Genomic DNA, 16,122 nt, shown 5'->3' on the forward strand with positions numbered 1-16,122 from the left:
CAGCTTGATGAGCCGCGGGAGAGTTCACTGCGCCAGGCGGAGTCGGGTGCCCGGTCCCAGATCCCGCGGTCTTGGCTGTGGCCTACGCAGTTTCGCACTTGACGGTGCGGGAACGCCGATGTGAGCGTAGCGCTGTGACGGTGATCCAACCCGTCGCAGCAAGTGCGAGCGTTGCGGGCAGTATCGCCCAAGCTGCAAGGTCGGCGGCGTTCACGCCGTTGGTGAGAAGGCTGCTCCCGAGGGCAGCACCGGCTGCGGAGCCGAGGTACATCGCCGCCATCTGGAGGGCGATGACCGGCATGGCCTGGTGCGGCCGGTCGGCGGTGAGTGCCTGTTGCAGGGTGGGCACGCTCGCGCATCCGGTCGCGCCCCAGACCATGGCGGCGATCGCCCACGTGGCTGGCGAGGCGAATAGTCAGATGGTGGCGAAACTCAATGTGAGTAGAAACGGCAGCAGAACGAGGAGCAGAGTCGGCCCATGCCGATCCAGAGGCTTGCCGACGAGGGCGGGCCCTGTGACGCCGCCGATGCCCCGCGCCCAGACGAGAGTGAACCCCGAGTCGGCAAGACCGCGCGCCTCGGCGATCGGAAGCAGGTAAGTGTAGAGACCGAGACTGGCCACACCGAGAAGGAACGCGGCGATAACGCCGACGCTGGTCATGCTTGAGCGCAGCACGCGCAAGGCGGGTTCACTCGCCGAGGTGTCGAGCTGTGGCAGCGCGCGACCACGGAGAGCGAGGGTGGCCATGCTGAGCACGCCGATAAGCACGACCATGCCCATCGTCCAACACCAGCCGGCGCTGATACCGATGAGCATCCCCACCGGCACCCCGGCGACGGTTTCGATGGAGAGCCCGAACGTGACCATTGCCATCGCGCGGCCTCGTTCCCCTTCCGCCACCATCGCTGCGGCGGCCGCGGTGGCTACGGCAGTGAGCACGCCTGCGCCGGCACCGGTGATGACGCGGAAAGTGAGGAAGATTTCGGCGCCCCGGGGAAATTGCGGTGATGAGGTTGCCGAGGTTGAAGATGCCGAGCGCGATCAGGATCGCGCGGCCGGTGTGTCCACGGATCAATCGCGCTGAGAGCAGCGGACCGGCGATGGCGTAGGCCGCTGTGAACGCGGTGACGCCCAGGTCGATCGTCGCGACGGTGGTGACGAGGGTTGTAGTGATCTGCGGAAGGACGCCGACGAGCACATAGCGTCGATGCCGCGCGCGATCGCCGCGAAGACCAGCGGCCAGACCTTGCGAATCATGCGTCCGCCTCGTCGCTCTCGTATCCGGCGAGGACGGTGTGCAACAGGCCGGGGAATCGTTGTTCGAGGTCGCCGGTGCGGAGCTGAATCATGCATTTGCGCCCCTCGGCGCGAACTAACACGAGTCCGGACTCGCGCAGCAGGCTTGTGTGGTGTGTGAGTGTGGATCGCGGCAGCTCCGGTCCGAGGTCGATGCTGTCCACCTCGCCGCGTTCGGCGAGCATCCGCACCATATTCAGGCGCAGCGGCTCGCTGAGGGCGAAGAGGACACGCGGGATCGCGATGTCGTCGGTGTCGGGGTGTTCGTAGGCCCGGGGAGACACCACGCAGTCCAATCATTCGAGAATAGTCGCACAGTTATCGTTCGAGTATTCTCGCCTAACCCGGTACAGCGCTCAACTTGTCTGCCCGCACCGCGGCCCTGGCGATTGACGGATCATGAGGATCGAGTCCCGCCGGCACCGCCCCTCGCCGGTTGACATGATGGATCGATCGCTAGCTGGGCCATCCGCTCCCAGGAGGCCGTGCGGCGGACGCCGATGAGTTGTCGGGCTGCCCGTCCGCGCGGCCCGCTGGCCGCGGTGGGGCGGATGAAGATCGATCTGGCGGTTCCCGAGGGTTCATCGCCGACGACGTCAGATTCGTCTGACTCCTGTTGCGTGAGGCGCGTCCTCATTCGCCGCGTTAGCCGTGGGCTGTCGAGCCGATCTGGATCAGGAAGACGCCGACGGCGACGAGGGCGACGCCGGCGCCCATGCGCTTGGTGAGGCGGTCCTTGAAGAAGATGCGTGCGGCGATCGCCGTCAGGGCGACGCCGCACGCCGCCCAGATGCCGTACGCGATGCCCACGGGGGTTCCGGCGGCGAGCGTGAGGGTGAGCAGCCCGAACGCGGCGGCGTAAGAGACGAGGATCGGAAGCGCCCAGCGTTTCTTGCGCAGACCGTCGGATGCCCGCAGGGAGAGGGTGGCGGCCACTTCGGTGACGATCGCCGCGGCGAGGAGGAGCCCGTTCATCATGCGGCCTTGTGCTCAGTTCCGGACTGCTGGTGGCTGCCGGTCTCCACCAGCACGACGCCGCCGATGATGACGGCGATGCCGATCGCGACCATCACCGTGAAGGGCTCAGCGAACAGCATGCTGCCCAGGATCGCGGTGGCCGCGACTCTCGCACCGACGAGGCGCTGCGGCCGATCGCACAGGCCGATCGCGCCCGCTCCATCGACATGGTGGCAGCGGTCCTCGAGCGATGGCACCCTGAGATGTCCGCCGTGGGTTGGCAGGAGTGGGCGCGCGCTGTCCTCGCGGTCGTCGACGGGCTCACCGAGGGGTGGCTCACCGACCGGGACGATCGAGCACTCGATCGGGCATCACGTCGTCTGATCGCCTCGCTCGTCTCCGGGATGCTCGAGCGGACCTGACCTCACGAGGTGGCGATGCACGGCCCTTCTGCGATACATCTTGACGAAGCAGGGCCGGAGCGTCGGGCCGCGGAGGCGACGCAGACGCGCAGCGAGAGCCGGACGGTGGCTCGCGCCGGGGCGCCGGGATCTCACGTTTGGGTCTATCCCAGCAGCTCGCAGCCCGTGGCAACGCTGAGGATGACCGAGCTGGCCCGGGAGACGGTTGCGACGCTGCCGCGCCTCTCGCGCGTCTGCTCGCGGCTCGAGAAGCGTGGCCTGGTCGAGCGGGTCCCGTGCCCGAAGGACCGCAGGGCGACCAACGTGCGGCTCTCTGCGGACGGCCGCCGACAGCTCGTGCGCGCCGTGCCACGGCACATCGCGACCGTGCGACGGGCCGTGATCGACGCGCTGGCTCCGGACCGCTCGACGCGCTCGCCGAGATGATCGTCGCGCGACTGGCCGAGTCACGGCAAGGGGAGACCGCCGAGTCTTCGTGACCACGCACGCCCGCCTTGGCGCAGGGGCGCGCTGTCAGCGTCGTGCAGATCTCGGCTGCTCCGTCGCGGATTAGGATGGGGTGATCCTTCGGCCTCACTGTTCCAGTGACAGAACGCGCCAACTTGGCGGAATCTGTAAACTGGTCGAGTGGCAGCGCAACGGGGCACGGGAATGGATCTTCGCGAGCGGAGGCGCCGAGCGACCCTGGACGAGATCGCTCATGCCGCTGTCGAGCTGTTCGAGGAGCAGGGCGTCTCGGCGACCACGGTCGAGCAGATCGCGGCGAGGGCGGGAGTGTCGTCGCGGACCTTCTTCCGCTACTGCCGCTCGAAGGAGCATGCTCTGATCGCCGGCGATGATGGTCCGGCATTCGTGGTGGAGCGGACGGCAGCGGCCTTGCGGGAGGGTGCCTCGGTGCTGAGCGCGCTGGATTCCGCCTGGCTGACCTGGCTTGACGAGCTGCAGAGCGAGGCGCGCTACGTATTCACTCTTCGCGTGCGCCGTCTTGTCATGGCCGAACCGGCGTTGCTGAGCGCTGTTCTGGCTTCTGACGCCGCGCGCGCCGACGCGCTCACGGCGGCGGTGGCCCGAGAGCCGGTCGAGCACGCCGATCCGCGCGCCGCGCGCGGGGCGGTCGTCGCGACGGCCGCCATCGCGCAGGCCGCGCTCGCGGAGGGCGCCCGAGCCGCCGCGCACGGCGAGACGGTACGGCTCGGCGACGTGTACGTGCAGATGCGGCGAGGGCTCGTCGCTCCGGCGGGCCTTCGGGAGGCTCACCCGGCCGGGTGATCGGCGCGCGGTCGCTGCACATGAGCTTCTGGCCTGCGGGCCGAAGAGAAAAGGCGGATGGAATGGATCGATTGACAGGCAAAGTGGCGATCGTCACGGGCGGCGCGCAGGGCATGGGGGCTGCGACAGCGCGGGAGTTCGTGGCGCAGGGCGCTCGGGTGGTGATCGCCGACGTCGCGGAGGCCGACGGTGTCGCCTTGGCGAATGAGCTCGGAGCAGCCGCGTCGTTCGTGCGACTCGACGTGAGCGACGAGTCGCAGTGGCAGGGCGCGCGCGATCACGCGCTCGAGCAGTTCGACCGGATCGACGTGCTCGTCAACAACGCGGCCGTCAGCTATTTCGTCGGTGTCGAGGACATCGAGGCCGACAAGGTGCTGCGCGTGCTGTCGATCAATGTGATGGGGGCGATGCTCGGGGTGAAGACCATCGCGCCCGTGATGCGGACTCAGGGGGCGGGGGTCGTGATCAACATCTCCTCCCTCGACGGCTTGCGCGGCGTCAACGGCATGAGTCCGTACGTCGCGAGCAAGTGGGCTGTCCGGGGGCTGACCAAGGCGCAGGCGCTGGAGCTCGGCCCGGTCATCCGGGTGCTCTCGATCCATCCGGGCGGTGTCAACACGGCCATGGGGAACCCCACGGGGGCGAGCGAGGATGAGGTGAACCTGGGGTACACGCGCGTGCCGCTGCGTCGCGTCGGGCGCCCGGAGGAGATCGCGAAGGTCACGGCCTTCGCGGCGAGCGACGATGCCAGCTATGTCACGGGTGCCGAGATCGCGGTGGACGGAGGCTGGACCGCCGGCCACTACCACGTCGGCCTCCCCGGAGGTCCGGAAGCATGACCCTTCCCTCCTCGAGCACCATCAGGCAGACCATCGAGCAGTACCTGCACCTGGCCGCGACCGGCTCGGGCGCAGAGATCGCCGCTATCTACGCCGAGGGCGCCACGGTCGAGGACCCCGTGGGTTCGGCGCCGCATGTCGGCACCGAACAGATCGCTGCGTTCTACGACTCCGTGCGGGGTGCCGGCCGCTCCATCGAGCTGATCACGCTCCGGATCGCGGCGGACACGGCGGCATTCCATTTCCGCGTGACCAGCCCGAGCGCCGAGGCAATCGTGGTCACGGAACCCATCGACGTGATGACCTTCGACTCTGAGGGGCGCATCACGAGCATGAGGGCGATCTGGTCCCAGGACGATCTCGTCATCACGCCGGTGGAGCGCTGACGCGGTCGGCACCGTGCCCGATGCGCTCTGACGACATCGTCCGGCCCGTTTCGCGTCACGGAGGGCACTCCTCCGTGACGCGAAACGGGCGGGGTCAGCCTGCGAGCAACTCGTCGATCTCGGCGAGCTGCTCGGTGGTGAGCCGCCATGCGGTCGAGGCGGCGTTCGCGCGAACCTGGTCGGGGGTCGTGGCTCCTGCGATCACGGAGGAGACCTCCGGGCGGGTGAGCAGCCAGCCCAGCGCGAGCTCGATCAGCTCGTGTCCGCGTTCCTGCGCGTAGACGCGCAGACGCTCGGTGGCGGCCAGTCGCTCCTCTGTGGCCGTCTGGGCGAACCAGGGTAGCGCCGCGAACCGGGAGCCCTCGGGCGCCTCGGCACCCGGGCGGTACTTGCCGGTCAGCAGGCCCGAGGCGAGAGGGAAGTACGGGACCACGCCCAGTCCTGCCGCAGCGGCGGCCGGAACGACCTTCGTCTCACTGTCCCGGTTCAGCAGGCTCCACTCGACCTGCACGGCGCACAGGTGGGCCGGAGAGGCCTCGGTGATCGCCGCGGCCGCCGAGATCAGCTCCGACGAGGTGTTCGACAGGGCGACATGGCGCACCTTCCCGTCGCGTGTCAGCGCCTCGAAGGCCTCAAACAGCTCATCCTGGGGCGCGTCGGCGTCGGGATAGTGCTGGTAGAACACGTCGATGTAGTCCGTGCCGAGTCGCTTCAGGCTTGCCTCGGCCCCCGCGACGACGCGCTCCGCCAGCGCGCCGGGACGGTAGGCCTCCTCGGTGGAGCGGGGCAGGAACTTGGTGGCGATGACGACCTCATCCCGTCGCGAGCCCAGGGCTGCTCCCAGGAACTCCTCGGAGCGGCCCTCCCCGTACATCTCTGCGGTGTCGAAGTGGGTGATGCCCGCCTCCAGGGCGGCGCCGACGACCGCGTTCGTCTGCTCGGCGTCGATCTTCATGCCGAAGTTGTTGCATCCCAGGCCGAGTGCCGACACCTGGGGGGGCCGGCCGTGACGAGCGTGCGCTGTTCCATCTCGGTATCTCCCTTCGGGTGATCAGTGGATCGGGGCCGCGCCGGCCGGCGGGTCGGACAGCGCGGGGCGGCGCACGAAGAACGTGCCCACCACGGCGATCAGCGACAGGATGGCCGCGATCGTGAAGGCGACCTGGACTCCCGCCGCCTGCGCGGAGTGCGCCGCGGTCGCCGCCGGCTGCGACGCCGCGACGGCCGACATGGTCGAGATGAGCACCGAGACACCGATCGCGCCGCCGACCTGCTGGAGGGTGTTGAGCACGGCCGAGCCGTGCGAGTACAGGCGGGGCGCGAGAGAGCTCAGCGAAGCGGAGAACAGGGGCGTGAAGGACATCGCCAGGCCGACGGACATGAACGCCTGGGTGATGACGAGCTGCCAGACCGGCGTGGACTCACCGGCCGTGCTGTAGGCCCACAGCGCCGCCGACACGATGATTCCCCCCGGGATGAGCAGGGGCCGGGGCCCGCGGGCATCATAGATGCGGCCGATGACGGGCCCGAGGACTCCCATCACAAGAGAGCCGGGCAGCACAATCAGGCCCGACTCCGTTGCCGACAGGCCCAGCACGCCCTGCAGGTACAGCGGAAGCAGGGTCAGGCCGCCGAACATCGACAGGGCGAGCACGGTCATGACCACGACGCTCATGGTGAAGTTCGCAGAACGGAACACGCGCAGGTCCATGAGTGCGGCGTCGGAGCGCTGCAGGCGGATCTGGCGCGCCACGAACAGGCCCATCGCGACGACGGCGACCACGAGGATCACCACGATCGCCAGCGGTGAGAGCGCTCCGGTCTGGTGCTCGCCGCCGAGCTGGCTGAGCCCGAGGACGAGGCCGCCGAAGCCCAGCGCGGCCAGGATGATCGACGGCACGTCGATGTGCTTGTGCTCGGGCTCGCCGAGGTTGACCATCCACTTCGCGCCGACAAAGAGCGCGATCAGCGCGATCGGCAGGATGATCCCGAAGATCCAGCGCCACGACAGCGCATCCAGCACCAGGCCCGACAGCGTCGGACCGATCGCCGGGGCCAGTGCCATGACGATTCCGGTGCGGCCCATGATGCGACCGCGCGAGTGCGCCGGGATGACGTTCATGACCGTCGTCATCAGAAGCGGCATCATGATCGCGGTGCCCGACGCTTGGACCACGCGCCCGACCAGCAGGAGGACGAAGCCGGGGGCCACCAGGCAGAGCACCGTGCCGATCGTGAACAGCGACATCGCCGTGAGGAACACCCCGCGGGTGGTGAAACGCTGTAGTAGGAAGCCCGTGGTCGGGATGACGACGGCCATCGTGAGCATGAAGGCACTGGTGAGCCACTGGCCGAGCGACGGGGCGATCCCCAGATCCTCATTGAGATGGGGGATCGCGATGCCCATCGTCGTCTCGTTGAGGATCGCCACGAAGGCGGCGATCAGCAGCAGCCAGATCACACGCATCCCTTGAGGCTCGATCGCCTCGCCGGGACGGACCGTCACCGTTCCTGTCGTCACGACTCACTCCTCGTCTTTCGGGCACCGCAGACTCGCCGCCCAGCGTTCGGTCTGTATACGCCGATAGTGGCAGACTGTGTCACAACCGCGGAGGTAGCCTGGGGTCATGGATGGGGCTCAGACAGTGGGGATTCGGGCCCGCGCCCGCGCGGTGCTGAAGGATCAGCTGGCCGACGCGGCGCTGGACCTGTTCGAAGAGCGCGGATTCGACGAGACGACGGTCGATGAGATCGCGGCGGCGGCGGGGATCTCGCCCCGTACCTTCTACCGGTACTTCGGAACGAAGGAGGACGCCCTGTTCGGTGACATCCTTCCCGGCCCCGACGAACTGCGGGTGATCGTCATCGAACTCCTCGCGGAGAGCCCGCCTTGGGAAGCGCTGCATCAGGCGATGAGACGGGTCGCGGTGAGGATCGAGCCGTCGGCGGGCCGCTGGAAGCGCGTCTTCCGTGTCTCGCATGTCAGTCAGACTCTCGGGGCTCGGAACCTGGAGCATCAGATTCAGCTCGCCGAGGCGCTGGTGCCGTTGCTGACCGAGCGCCTCCTCGCGCCGGCAGAGGGCGTCCGGCGCCGAGACGCGCCGTTGCAGGCGAGCGCGCTCGTCCACGCCGCCCTCGTGTGCTTCAACACGGCGGCGTCTCACTGGGCCCGAGGATCCGGCCCGGAGAGATTGATCGCCGCCGTGGACGTCGCGTTCTCGGCCTTGGGTAGCGCCGACTCACGCAGCGCCTGATGGCTCGCTGGCGCCGGCCCGGCGCTCGCCGAGGATCTGCTCCATGCCGAGCGTGAAGACGCGCAGGCTCAGCTCCAGCTGCGCGTCGCCGTAGTCAGCCGGGTCGGGTCTCATGATCTGGCGCAGGGCTGGGAACTCGTCTGCTGGCGCGGAGTCGAGAGCCGCGTGGACGATGCCGGGTTGTGGATGCTCGCCGTACTGCCGCACGAAAATCAGGTCGCGCGCGAGCGACATCGCGATGTTCGCGAGCATGAGCGACGCGTGCGCGACGGTGTGGTCGTCGAATCCGGCCGACAGCAACTTCTCTAGCAGCAGTTCGGCGGGGCGGAGCATGTCGAGTCCGCCTTGCGCGTCATATCGGAAGTAGGCCACCAGAGACCCCGTGGACACGAGGGCGTCCCGCAGGGCTCGAGCGTACTCGAGGCAGCCGGTCTGCCAATCGGCGGCCTCGGGGAATCGAAACCTCGAGAACTCCGTGGCGAAGGTGTCGCGCGCGACGAATTCCAACAGGCCGACGCGGTCTTTGACGTAGTAGTTGAGGGCGCTGCGATCGACGCCGAGCTCGCGCGCGACTGCCTGCATCGTGAGCATGTCCGGTTCCAGGCCTCGAGCGACCTCAACGATGCGTTGCGTGTCGATCCCCGCGCTGCGTCCGGGGCCGCGCTGCTCGACGGGTGAGGAGGGGAGATTTCGCGCTGACATGTCGTCTTTCTCGGCGGTTTGACCAGGGGGCAGACCCATCGTAGTATTCACGGGTGTGAATTGAATTCACGCCCGTGAATAACGACATTCTCATCACTCAACGAGGAGCAACGATGACGATCCCCCCAGAAGCCCCCGGAGCCGGGCCTGCGCCCACTACGCCGGGCATCGATGCCGCAGCGCCCGTGGCGACCGCGCAGGACGACGCTCCGGAGAGCATGAGCCGCTGGCTCTGGTTCGTCTATCCACTCGCGTTGATCGGCATCGGCTCGGTCTGGGGAGCGGTCATCTCGGTGCTGCTCGGTCGCCAGGTCGCCGAGATCGTCACCGATCCGCGTGAGGCCGCCGGTGCGCTCGGGCTCGTGCTAAGCATCGCCTCGCTCGTCCCGCTCGTGGCCCAGCCCGTCATGGGCCGCCTCTCGGACATCACGCGCACCCGCTTCCTCGGCCGCCGCAATCTGTGGATCCTGTGTTCTGGCATCGCGTCGGGCCTCGTCCTCATCGGCCTCGGAATGAGTCAGAACCTTTTCGCGGCTGGCCTGATCTGGGCACTCGCGATGATTCCTCTCAGCGCCCTGCAGGCGTCACTCACTGCCGTCCTACCGGAGCGCGTGCCGCTTGCGCGGCGCGGCACGATGTCAGGCATCGTCGGCACGATCAACGTCGTCGGCGCCGTGTTCGGCGTCGCGCTCGGCGGCCTCGCACCGACCCCGTTCGTCGGCTACTTCATGCTCGCCGTGCTGCTGGTCGTCACGTCGACGCTGTTCGCCGTCAGCACCAAGGATGTCCCACCGCCCGCCCGCAGGGCCGAGCTGACGCGTGAGCAGCAACGCGCACTCAACCGGCTTCCCGGCCTGCGCAGCAGCCGCGACTTCTGGCTGACCTTCCTGCAGCGCTTCCTGATGATCTTCGGTTACTTCATCATCAGCGGTTTCAACCTCTATCTGCTGCGTGACTACATCGGCGTGGGCGACGGCAGCACTGATGCGGCCGCGCAGATGGTCGTGGCCGTCAGCGGCGTCGCATCGGTGTTCACATTGATCTTCGCGATGGTCGGCGGCGTGCTCTCCGACCGCTTCGGACGGGTTCGGATCTTCGTCGCCCTCTCCTCGTTGACGTTCGTCCCCGCCTGCGTCGTGTTCATCTTCGCCCCCACACTCACCGGCTACTTCATCGCGCAGGGCATCCTGGGAGCCGCGTTCGGCATGTACACGGCGGTCGATCAGGTGCTCATCACCCGGGTGCTGCCGAACAACCAGAACTCGGCACGTGACCTCGGCCTGATGAACGTGGCCAACTCCGGCCCGCAGGTGATCGCCCCGGCCGTCGCCGGCGGCGTGATCGCCGCGACCGGCGACTACGCGATCCTGTTCATGATCACGGCGGTCGTCGTCGTGCTCGGCGCGATCACGATCCGGTTCATCCGGTCCGTTCCCTGAACCACCTAATCCACGAGAAGGAGCACAATGACAGTCGAGACCTTGACCGCTGGCTGGGAGCATCGAGCGAAGGCGAGCGCCTTCTCGGAGCTTGGAGGCGCGGAAGGCACCGCGTGGCGTGATGTCGTGATCCCTCATGACGCGATGATCGCCGAGGACCGCCGGGACGACCTCTCGCACGGCGCCACCACGGGGCACTTTCCGGCGGGCGCCTATCAGTACCGCCGCACGGTGTTCGTCGACGCCGCGCGCGAAGGCGACATCGTCACGCTGGTGTTCGAGGGGGTGTACCGGAACGCTGCGGTCTTCGTCAACGGCACGCTCGTCGGGCAGCGGCCCAACGGCTACGCCGAGTTCTCCGTGCGGATCGATCCGTATCTGCGGTTCGGCGAGGACAATGAGATCGTCGTCGAGTGCCGCACCGCGAAGGACGCGCGGTGGTATTCGGGCGCGGGCATCTACCGCCCCGTGCACCTGATCACCCAGTCCGTCACCCGGATCCTCAGCGCACACGTGCGCACCCTGCACCTCGCCGACGACATGGCGACGGTGGAGGTGGCGACCCTCGTGCGCAACGACGGAGCCCGCGTCCTGCAGGGGCGCGTTGCCACGCGGATCGACGGGCAGGGCGTCTCCAGCGACCTGCCCGTCACGGTGATGCCCGGCGACGAGATGGTGGTCCGCCAGCGGCTGCATCTGCCCAGCCCGCGCGCATGGTCGGCGGAGTCGCCGTCGCTGTACGACGCGACGATCGAACTGCGTCTCGAGGACGGCGTCGCGGTGGACGCGCACCGGAGCCGCTTCGGTATCCGGACGCTCCAGGTCGATCCCGTGCATGGTCTGCGGGTCAACGGGGAGACGGTCAAGCTGCGCGGTGCGTGCGTGCACCACGACAACGGCGTGCTCGGCGCTGCGACCTTCGCATCCGCGGAGGAACGTCGCGTCCGCCTCCTGAAAGCGGCGGGTTTCAACGCCATCCGCAGCGCCCACAACCCGATGAGCCGCGCGATGCTCGACGCCTGCGATCGGCTCGGCATGTACGTCATGGACGAGTCATTCGACATGTGGACCATCAGCAAGACGGACGACGACTACTCCTATGAGTTCCCGGAGTGGTGGGAGCGTGACGTGGAATCGATGGTCGCGAAGGACCTCGACCACCCGAGCGTCATCTTCTACTCGATCGGCAACGAGATCCCGGAGAACGGCACGCCCTTCGGTGCCGTGCAGAGCCGGCGGATCGCCGAGAAGATCCGCTCGCTGGATCCGACACGTCTGATCACGAACGGCATCAACGGGTTCGTCGCGACGCTGGACGACGTGCTCGCGGCGATGAAGTCCCAGGCCACAGACGAAGACGGGGAGGCGGCCGGGGGCGGCGTCAACACGATGATGGCGCAGCTCGGCGAGTACATGAACCTCATCTCGACCTCGGAGGCCGTGACCCGGCGCACCGAAGAGTCACAGGCGGTGCTGGACGTCGCCGGCATGAACTACGCCGAGGGACGGTACGAGCTCGACCGCGAACTCTTCCCACAGCGCGTCACGGTGGGCACCGAGTCGTTCCCCACCCGCATCGACAGCATCTGGCCGCTCGTGGAAGCCGACCCGCGCGTGATCGGCGACTTCACCTGGACCGGATGGGACTACCTCGGCGAGGCCGGCATCGGCGGCACCGACTACGTCACCGCGGATGGCGTACAGCCGAGCGTCGCACGCGACTACCCCTGGTTGCTCGCCTACTGCGGCGACATCGACATCACCGGTCACCGACGCCCCGCGTCCTATTACCGCGAGATCGTGTTCGGCCTGCGTGCCGACCCCTACATCGCCGTGCAACGGCCTGAGCACCATGGCAAGCAGGTCGCGTTCGCGACCCCCTGGGCATGGAACGACGTCGTCTCGAGCTGGTCCTGGCCCGAAGAGCACATCGGCCAGCCCGTGCACGTCGAGGTCTACGCCCTCGCCGACGAAGTGGCGTTGCTTCTGGACGGCACTGAGATCGACCGCCAGCCGGTGGGCGCCGAGAAGGCGCACCGCGCCGACTTCGAGACGACCTTTCGACCGGGGCGTCTCGAGGCTGTGGCCTATCGCGACGGCGCCGAGACCGGGCGGCACGCCCTGCGCAGCGCCGGTACCGGGCGGCGCCTGAGCGCCGATGTCGAGCACGGTGCGGATGGACTCGTCTTCCTCACCGTCACCCTGACCGACGATGACGGGATCGCCGTGATCGGGGAGGACGTCTCCGTGCAGCTCGAAATCAACGGGCCGGCTGTTCTGCAGGGCTTCGGCAGTGGCAGGCCGAAGACGACCGAGAGCTACCGGGCTGCGGCGCACACAACCTTCGACGGCCGGGTCTTCGCCGTCCTCCGCACCGTGGGCGACGGTGCCGTGTCGTTCACGGCGCGCGCTGGCGACGTGACGATCGACGCGGCGGCCATCGAGGTGGCGTGAGCGCGGGCTGATCCCGCAGCACCCGATCACGTCGAGGGGCAGGGACTTGAGTAGACGCGCTGCCCGGATGGCCATCCGGGCAGCGCGTTCTCGGCACCAGGTGAATTGCAGGTGTCAGTGTCGTCTGGCCGCTTCGACAAGCTCGAGAACGTGGGTGTAGGTGCGGCCGGTGGCGCGGGTCATGCCGATCTCGCACGCGCGGTTCGCGGAGACGTGGGCGTCGAACGCTCGTTGGCGGATTTCGGCGGCTTCGCGGGCAGTGGCGGATGCGGTGAGTTCGGGGTGAAGCATTCCGCGGTCGCCGGCGAAGGCGCAGCATCCCCAGTCGGTGGGACGGTAGACCTCGGTGGCGACAAACTCGGCGAGGCCGTCGAGGTGGCCAGACGCGCCGAGCTGCGTGGTGGCGCACGTGTGGTGCACGGCTACGGACCCTACGGGGGCGGTGACGGTGAGGGCGGGGAGGAAGTGCTCGGCGGCGAACGTGGTCGCGTCGACGAAGCGCAGGTGTGGGGCGTCTGTGCGGGCGGACGCGGCGAGGTTCTGCATAGTCTCCAGCCCCTCGGTACAAGACGCCGCGTCGCACACCACGGGGAGGCGCCCGCCGTCAGTGGCCGCGTTGAGCGCGGTCAGGACCCGTTCGGTCATCGTGGCGAACCCGCCCGCGTAGCCTTTGGATTTCCAGGGGGTGCCGCAGCAGAGCGAGCCGGCCTCCTTGGGTACGACGAGCGTGACCCCGGCGCGCTCCGCCAGCGTGAGGAACGCCGCGGTCGAGCCGGTCTGGCCCGCAGCGTGGAACATCGTCGACATGCACGTCGCGAAGAAGACCGCTTGCGCCTGTGCGGGGTCGCCGGGGGCTCCCGCGACGTGCGGGCCGTTCGAGGTGGGCTCTCCTGCGGGGCGCGCGCGGCCGCCGGCGGGCACGTCGTCCGTATATAGCGGCACGGTATCGGCGCCGAGCACCGCGCGGCCGGCCCTGGTCGCGGCGCGCACGAGGGGAGCCGGCAGCGCGTCGGCGACCGTGAGCGCGGCGCCGACAGTGCGGGTCGCCGTGCCCCAGTGCTTCGCGGCGGCGCCCCACACGGCGCCGAGCGGGGCGGGCGCCGACTCGGCACGCAGTCGCCGCACGAGGTCGCCGGTGTTGATGTCCACGGGGCATGCGACGCCGCACATCCCGTCGACGGCGCAGGTCTGCACGCCGTCATAGTCGTAGTCATCGCGCAGCTCGGCGGCCAGCGTGCGGTCTCCGCGGGCATCGGCGGCGGCGATCTCCCGGCGCAGCACGATGCGCGGGACTGTCTGAATAACGGTGTGTGGGGTCCGGCCTGATCCGAAAGGAGATGGCCGTGGCTGACACGACCACTGTCGTTGTTGACGACGAGATGATTGATCCCGTGACCGGGGAGATCATCGATCAGAAAGAACTCGCAGAACGCTTGCTCGCGCAGGCGAAGGAGCAGGGCGTGAGCCTGACGGGGCCGGGCGGCCTGCTCAGCCAGCTCACGAAGAACGTGCTGGAGGCGGCTCTTGATGCCGAACTGACGGAGCACCTCGGCCACGAGCACGGCGGAACGCCGATGGCGGCGAACATGCGAAATGGCACGCGAGTGAAGACGGTGCTGACAGAGATCGGCCCCGTCGAGATCGAAGTCCCGCGAGATCGAGACGGGTCGTTCGAGCCGGTGATCGTCCCGAAAAGGAAGCGCCGACTGGACGGCATCGATCAGATCGTTCTGTCCCTTTCCGCTCGGGGGTTGACGACCGGTGAGATCGCTGCGCATTTCGATGAGGTCTATGGGGCGAAGGTCTCCAAGGACACGATCAGCCGGATCACCGAGAAGGTCGCCGGGGAACTCGCCGAATGGTCGAGCAGGCCGTTGGATGCGCTCTACCCGGTGATCTTCGTCGACGCGATCGTGGTGAAGGTCCGTGACGGGCAGGTGAGGAACACCCCGTTCTATGTCGTGATGGGCGTCACCGTGAACGGGGAACGCGACATCCTCGGCATCTGGGCCGGTGACGGTCAGGAGGGTGCGAGGTTCTGGCTGCAGGTGTTCACCGAGCTGAAGAACCGGGGTGTCGAGGACGTGCTCATCGCGGTCTGCGACGGGCTGAAGGGTCTCCCGGAGGCGATCAACACCACTTGGGAGCAAAGGGTCGTCCAGCAGTGCATCGTCCATCTGATCCGCAACAGCTTCCGCTACGCCGGGCGGCAACACCGCGACGCGATCGTCCGTTCCCTCAAACCCGTCTACACGGCCCTGTCGGAGCAGGCGGCGAAGGATCGGTTCGAGGAGTTCGCCGCCGAGTGGGGCGGACGGTATCCGGCGATCGTGCAGCTCTGGAAGAACAGCTGGGCGGAGTTCGTGCCGTTCCTCGAGTATGACGTCGAGATCCGGCGGGTGATCTGCACGACCAACGCGATCGAGTCAATCAACGCTCGCTATCGGCGCGCCGTGAGAGCTCGGGGGCACTTTCCCAACGATGCCGCCGCGCTGAAATGTCTCTACCTCGTGACGCGGTCGCTTGACCCGACTGGCGGCGGAAGGGCACGCTGGGTGATGAGGTGGAAGCCCGCGCTGAACGCGTTCGCGATCACCTTCGCCGGACGGTTCGAGAAAACCACTCACGAATGAAAACCGCCGGATCCCACACACCGTTTATCGGACAGACCCCTGGTGCGCAGGCGAAAGCCATCGTCGACGCCGGAGAGCCGTTGTTCAGAGAGTTGGAAGAGCAATCAGTCGGCCTCGCTGTCGAGGTGCAACTCAACGTCGCTTCCAAGGGCGCCCCGGTGGAGTGGCGCCGCCTTGAGGGCCTCTCGAAGGGTCAGCGAGCGACCGCCCTTCTGCTGCTCTTGCTCGGCGCGTCGATGAGCCCGCTCGTCTCGTCATCGACCAACCCGAAGATGACCTCGATAACCGGTTCGTCTACGACGGCGTCGTTCAGAAGCTGCGATCCCTCAAAGGCACCCGACAGCTAGGGCGTGTCTCCTAAATGGTGTAGCCAGGCGATGACGGCGTTGAGGACGACGGCGGCTCGGTAGACGATGGCGAGTTTGTCGTATCGCGTTGCCAGGCCTCGCCATTGCTTGAGTCGGCAGAAG

Annotated in this window: 19 protein-coding genes and 2 pseudogenes; 11 read left to right on the forward strand and 10 right to left on the reverse strand. The window is 67.9% G+C overall.

Translation table 11 applies throughout. From position 1 onward, the window contains the following. Positions 1–82: 82 nt before the first annotated feature. Positions 83–349, reverse strand: a complete 267-nt coding sequence (locus ACI3KS_RS17100) for a hypothetical protein (protein ID WP_404919738.1) — start codon at positions 347–349, stop codon at positions 83–85. A 66-nt stretch (positions 350–415) separates the two neighbouring features. Next, entirely contained in the window at positions 416–940 is a 525-nt protein-coding gene (locus ACI3KS_RS17105; RefSeq protein WP_404919739.1) for an MFS transporter, read from the reverse strand. Here ACI3KS_RS17105 and ACI3KS_RS17110 point away from each other — a divergent pair. After that, positions 861–1,085 carry a hypothetical protein gene (locus ACI3KS_RS17110; protein WP_404919757.1) on the forward strand — a complete coding sequence of 75 codons (225 nt, stop codon included), beginning with the start codon at positions 861–863 and terminating at the stop codon, positions 1,083–1,085. The two genes, ACI3KS_RS17105 and ACI3KS_RS17110, sit on opposite strands and share 80 nt — an antisense overlap. Before the next feature lie 169 nt (positions 1,086–1,254). Here the strand turns inward: ACI3KS_RS17110 and ACI3KS_RS17115 are convergent, their stop codons facing one another. The 3 genes from ACI3KS_RS17115 to ACI3KS_RS17125 all read right to left on the reverse strand — a co-directional run bounded on the left by ACI3KS_RS17115 (position 1,255) and on the right by ACI3KS_RS17125 (position 2,511). Further along, positions 1,255–1,584: an ArsR/SmtB family transcription factor gene (locus ACI3KS_RS17115; protein WP_404919740.1), complete on the reverse strand. Its 330-nt coding sequence runs from the start codon at positions 1,582–1,584 to the stop codon at positions 1,255–1,257. A 358-nt stretch (positions 1,585–1,942) separates the two neighbouring features. Continuing rightward, positions 1,943–2,272: a DMT family transporter gene (locus tag ACI3KS_RS17120; protein ID WP_404919741.1), complete on the reverse strand. Its 330-nt coding sequence runs from the start codon at positions 2,270–2,272 to the stop codon at positions 1,943–1,945. Further along, the gene (locus ACI3KS_RS17125; protein ID WP_404919742.1) at positions 2,272–2,511 is read right to left on the reverse strand and encodes a hypothetical protein; all 240 of its coding nucleotides are present in this window, start codon (positions 2,509–2,511) and stop codon (positions 2,272–2,274) included. The genes ACI3KS_RS17120 and ACI3KS_RS17125 overlap by 1 nt, the downstream gene beginning before the upstream one ends. A gap of 6 nt (positions 2,512–2,517) precedes the next feature. On the opposite strand from ACI3KS_RS17125, the gene ACI3KS_RS17130 reads away from it, so the two are divergent. The 5 genes from ACI3KS_RS17130 to ACI3KS_RS17150 all read left to right on the forward strand — a co-directional run bounded on the left by ACI3KS_RS17130 (position 2,518) and on the right by ACI3KS_RS17150 (position 5,170). Beyond that, positions 2,518–2,676, forward strand: a complete 159-nt coding sequence (locus tag ACI3KS_RS17130; RefSeq protein WP_404919743.1) for a hypothetical protein — start codon at positions 2,518–2,520, stop codon at positions 2,674–2,676. Between the two features lie 180 nt (positions 2,677–2,856). After that, on the forward strand, positions 2,857–3,102 hold the full coding sequence (locus tag ACI3KS_RS17135) for a MarR family winged helix-turn-helix transcriptional regulator (RefSeq protein WP_404919744.1): 246 nt from the start codon (positions 2,857–2,859) through the stop codon (positions 3,100–3,102). Between the two features lie 201 nt (positions 3,103–3,303). Next, positions 3,304–3,945: a TetR family transcriptional regulator gene (locus ACI3KS_RS17140; RefSeq protein ID WP_404919745.1), complete on the forward strand. Its 642-nt coding sequence runs from the start codon at positions 3,304–3,306 to the stop codon at positions 3,943–3,945. Between the two features lie 62 nt (positions 3,946–4,007). Then, on the forward strand, positions 4,008–4,784 hold the full coding sequence (locus ACI3KS_RS17145) for an SDR family NAD(P)-dependent oxidoreductase (RefSeq protein WP_404919746.1): 777 nt from the start codon (positions 4,008–4,010) through the stop codon (positions 4,782–4,784). Continuing rightward, the gene (locus tag ACI3KS_RS17150) at positions 4,781–5,170 is read left to right on the forward strand and encodes a nuclear transport factor 2 family protein (protein ID WP_404919747.1); all 390 of its coding nucleotides are present in this window, start codon (positions 4,781–4,783) and stop codon (positions 5,168–5,170) included. Before ACI3KS_RS17145 ends, ACI3KS_RS17150 begins: the two co-directional genes overlap by 4 nt. A gap of 94 nt (positions 5,171–5,264) precedes the next feature. Here the strand turns inward: ACI3KS_RS17150 and ACI3KS_RS17155 are convergent, their stop codons facing one another. After that, entirely contained in the window at positions 5,265–6,161 is an 897-nt protein-coding gene (locus tag ACI3KS_RS17155) for an aldo/keto reductase (protein ID WP_404919748.1), read from the reverse strand. Between the two features lie 60 nt (positions 6,162–6,221). Continuing rightward, positions 6,222–7,637 (reverse strand): MDR family MFS transporter, encoded by a 1,416-nt coding sequence (locus ACI3KS_RS17160; protein ID WP_404919755.1) that lies wholly within the window; start codon positions 7,635–7,637, stop codon positions 6,222–6,224. A 160-nt stretch (positions 7,638–7,797) separates the two neighbouring features. On the opposite strand from ACI3KS_RS17160, the gene ACI3KS_RS17165 reads away from it, so the two are divergent. Further along, positions 7,798–8,424 (forward strand): TetR family transcriptional regulator, encoded by a 627-nt coding sequence (locus ACI3KS_RS17165; RefSeq protein WP_404919749.1) that lies wholly within the window; start codon positions 7,798–7,800, stop codon positions 8,422–8,424. Here the strand turns inward: ACI3KS_RS17165 and ACI3KS_RS17170 are convergent. After that, a complete protein-coding gene (locus tag ACI3KS_RS17170) occupies positions 8,410–9,126 on the reverse strand; it encodes a TetR/AcrR family transcriptional regulator C-terminal domain-containing protein (protein WP_404919750.1) in 717 nt (238 codons plus the stop codon). The genes ACI3KS_RS17165 and ACI3KS_RS17170 overlap by 15 nt on opposite strands. 113 nt (positions 9,127–9,239) lie before the next feature. Here ACI3KS_RS17170 and ACI3KS_RS17175 point away from each other — a divergent pair, with 113 nt between their 5' ends. Then, the gene (locus tag ACI3KS_RS17175) at positions 9,240–10,565 is read left to right on the forward strand and encodes an MFS transporter (RefSeq protein ID WP_404919751.1); all 1,326 of its coding nucleotides are present in this window, start codon (positions 9,240–9,242) and stop codon (positions 10,563–10,565) included. 27 nt (positions 10,566–10,592) lie between these two features. Then, a complete protein-coding gene (locus ACI3KS_RS17180) occupies positions 10,593–13,019 on the forward strand; it encodes a glycoside hydrolase family 2 TIM barrel-domain containing protein (RefSeq protein ID WP_404919752.1) in 2,427 nt (808 codons plus the stop codon). A gap of 114 nt (positions 13,020–13,133) precedes the next feature. On the opposite strand, the gene ACI3KS_RS17185 is transcribed toward ACI3KS_RS17180, so the two are convergent. Beyond that, a complete protein-coding gene (locus tag ACI3KS_RS17185; protein ID WP_404919753.1) occupies positions 13,134–14,300 on the reverse strand; it encodes a (Fe-S)-binding protein in 1,167 nt (388 codons plus the stop codon). A 98-nt stretch (positions 14,301–14,398) separates the two neighbouring features. Between ACI3KS_RS17185 and ACI3KS_RS17190 the strand changes: the two genes are divergently transcribed. After that, the gene (locus tag ACI3KS_RS17190) at positions 14,399–15,652 is read left to right on the forward strand and encodes an IS256 family transposase (RefSeq protein ID WP_404919756.1); all 1,254 of its coding nucleotides are present in this window, start codon (positions 14,399–14,401) and stop codon (positions 15,650–15,652) included. Between the two features lie 41 nt (positions 15,653–15,693). After that, positions 15,694–15,998, forward strand: a pseudogene (locus tag ACI3KS_RS17195) (hypothetical protein); the annotation flags it as partial. Here ACI3KS_RS17195 and ACI3KS_RS17200 read toward each other — a convergent pair. After that, positions 15,996–16,122 (reverse strand): annotated as a pseudogene (locus tag ACI3KS_RS17200) (IS5/IS1182 family transposase); the annotation flags it as partial. The pseudogenes ACI3KS_RS17195 and ACI3KS_RS17200 overlap by 3 nt on opposite strands.

This window comes from Microbacterium sp. ZW T5_45 (assembly GCF_044987415.1).
Classification (GTDB): Bacteria; Actinomycetota; Actinomycetes; order Actinomycetales; family Microbacteriaceae; genus Microbacterium.

What these genes read in the sequence shown, in the direction of transcription:
- ACI3KS_RS17120 (WP_404919741.1), bottom strand. Translation starts at nt 2,272, where the DNA reads ATGAACGGGCTCCTCCTCGCCGCGGCGATCGTCACCGAAGTGGCCGCC.
- ACI3KS_RS17130 (WP_404919743.1), top strand. Translation starts at nt 2,518, where the DNA reads ATGTCCGCCGTGGGTTGGCAGGAGTGGGCGCGCGCTGTCCTCGCGGTC.
- ACI3KS_RS17135 (WP_404919744.1), top strand. Translation starts at nt 2,857, where the DNA reads ATGACCGAGCTGGCCCGGGAGACGGTTGCGACGCTGCCGCGCCTCTCG.
- ACI3KS_RS17145 (WP_404919746.1), top strand. Translation starts at nt 4,008, where the DNA reads ATGGATCGATTGACAGGCAAAGTGGCGATCGTCACGGGCGGCGCGCAG.
- ACI3KS_RS17150 (WP_404919747.1), top strand. Translation starts at nt 4,781, where the DNA reads ATGACCCTTCCCTCCTCGAGCACCATCAGGCAGACCATCGAGCAGTAC.
- ACI3KS_RS17160 (WP_404919755.1), bottom strand. Translation starts at nt 7,637, where the DNA reads ATGCGTGTGATCTGGCTGCTGCTGATCGCCGCCTTCGTGGCGATCCTC.
- ACI3KS_RS17165 (WP_404919749.1), top strand. Translation starts at nt 7,798, where the DNA reads ATGGATGGGGCTCAGACAGTGGGGATTCGGGCCCGCGCCCGCGCGGTG.
- ACI3KS_RS17170 (WP_404919750.1), bottom strand. Translation starts at nt 9,126, where the DNA reads ATGTCAGCGCGAAATCTCCCCTCCTCACCCGTCGAGCAGCGCGGCCCC.
- ACI3KS_RS17175 (WP_404919751.1), top strand. Translation starts at nt 9,240, where the DNA reads ATGACGATCCCCCCAGAAGCCCCCGGAGCCGGGCCTGCGCCCACTACG.
- ACI3KS_RS17180 (WP_404919752.1), top strand. Translation starts at nt 10,593, where the DNA reads ATGACAGTCGAGACCTTGACCGCTGGCTGGGAGCATCGAGCGAAGGCG.
- ACI3KS_RS17190 (WP_404919756.1), top strand. Translation starts at nt 14,399, where the DNA reads ATGATTGATCCCGTGACCGGGGAGATCATCGATCAGAAAGAACTCGCA.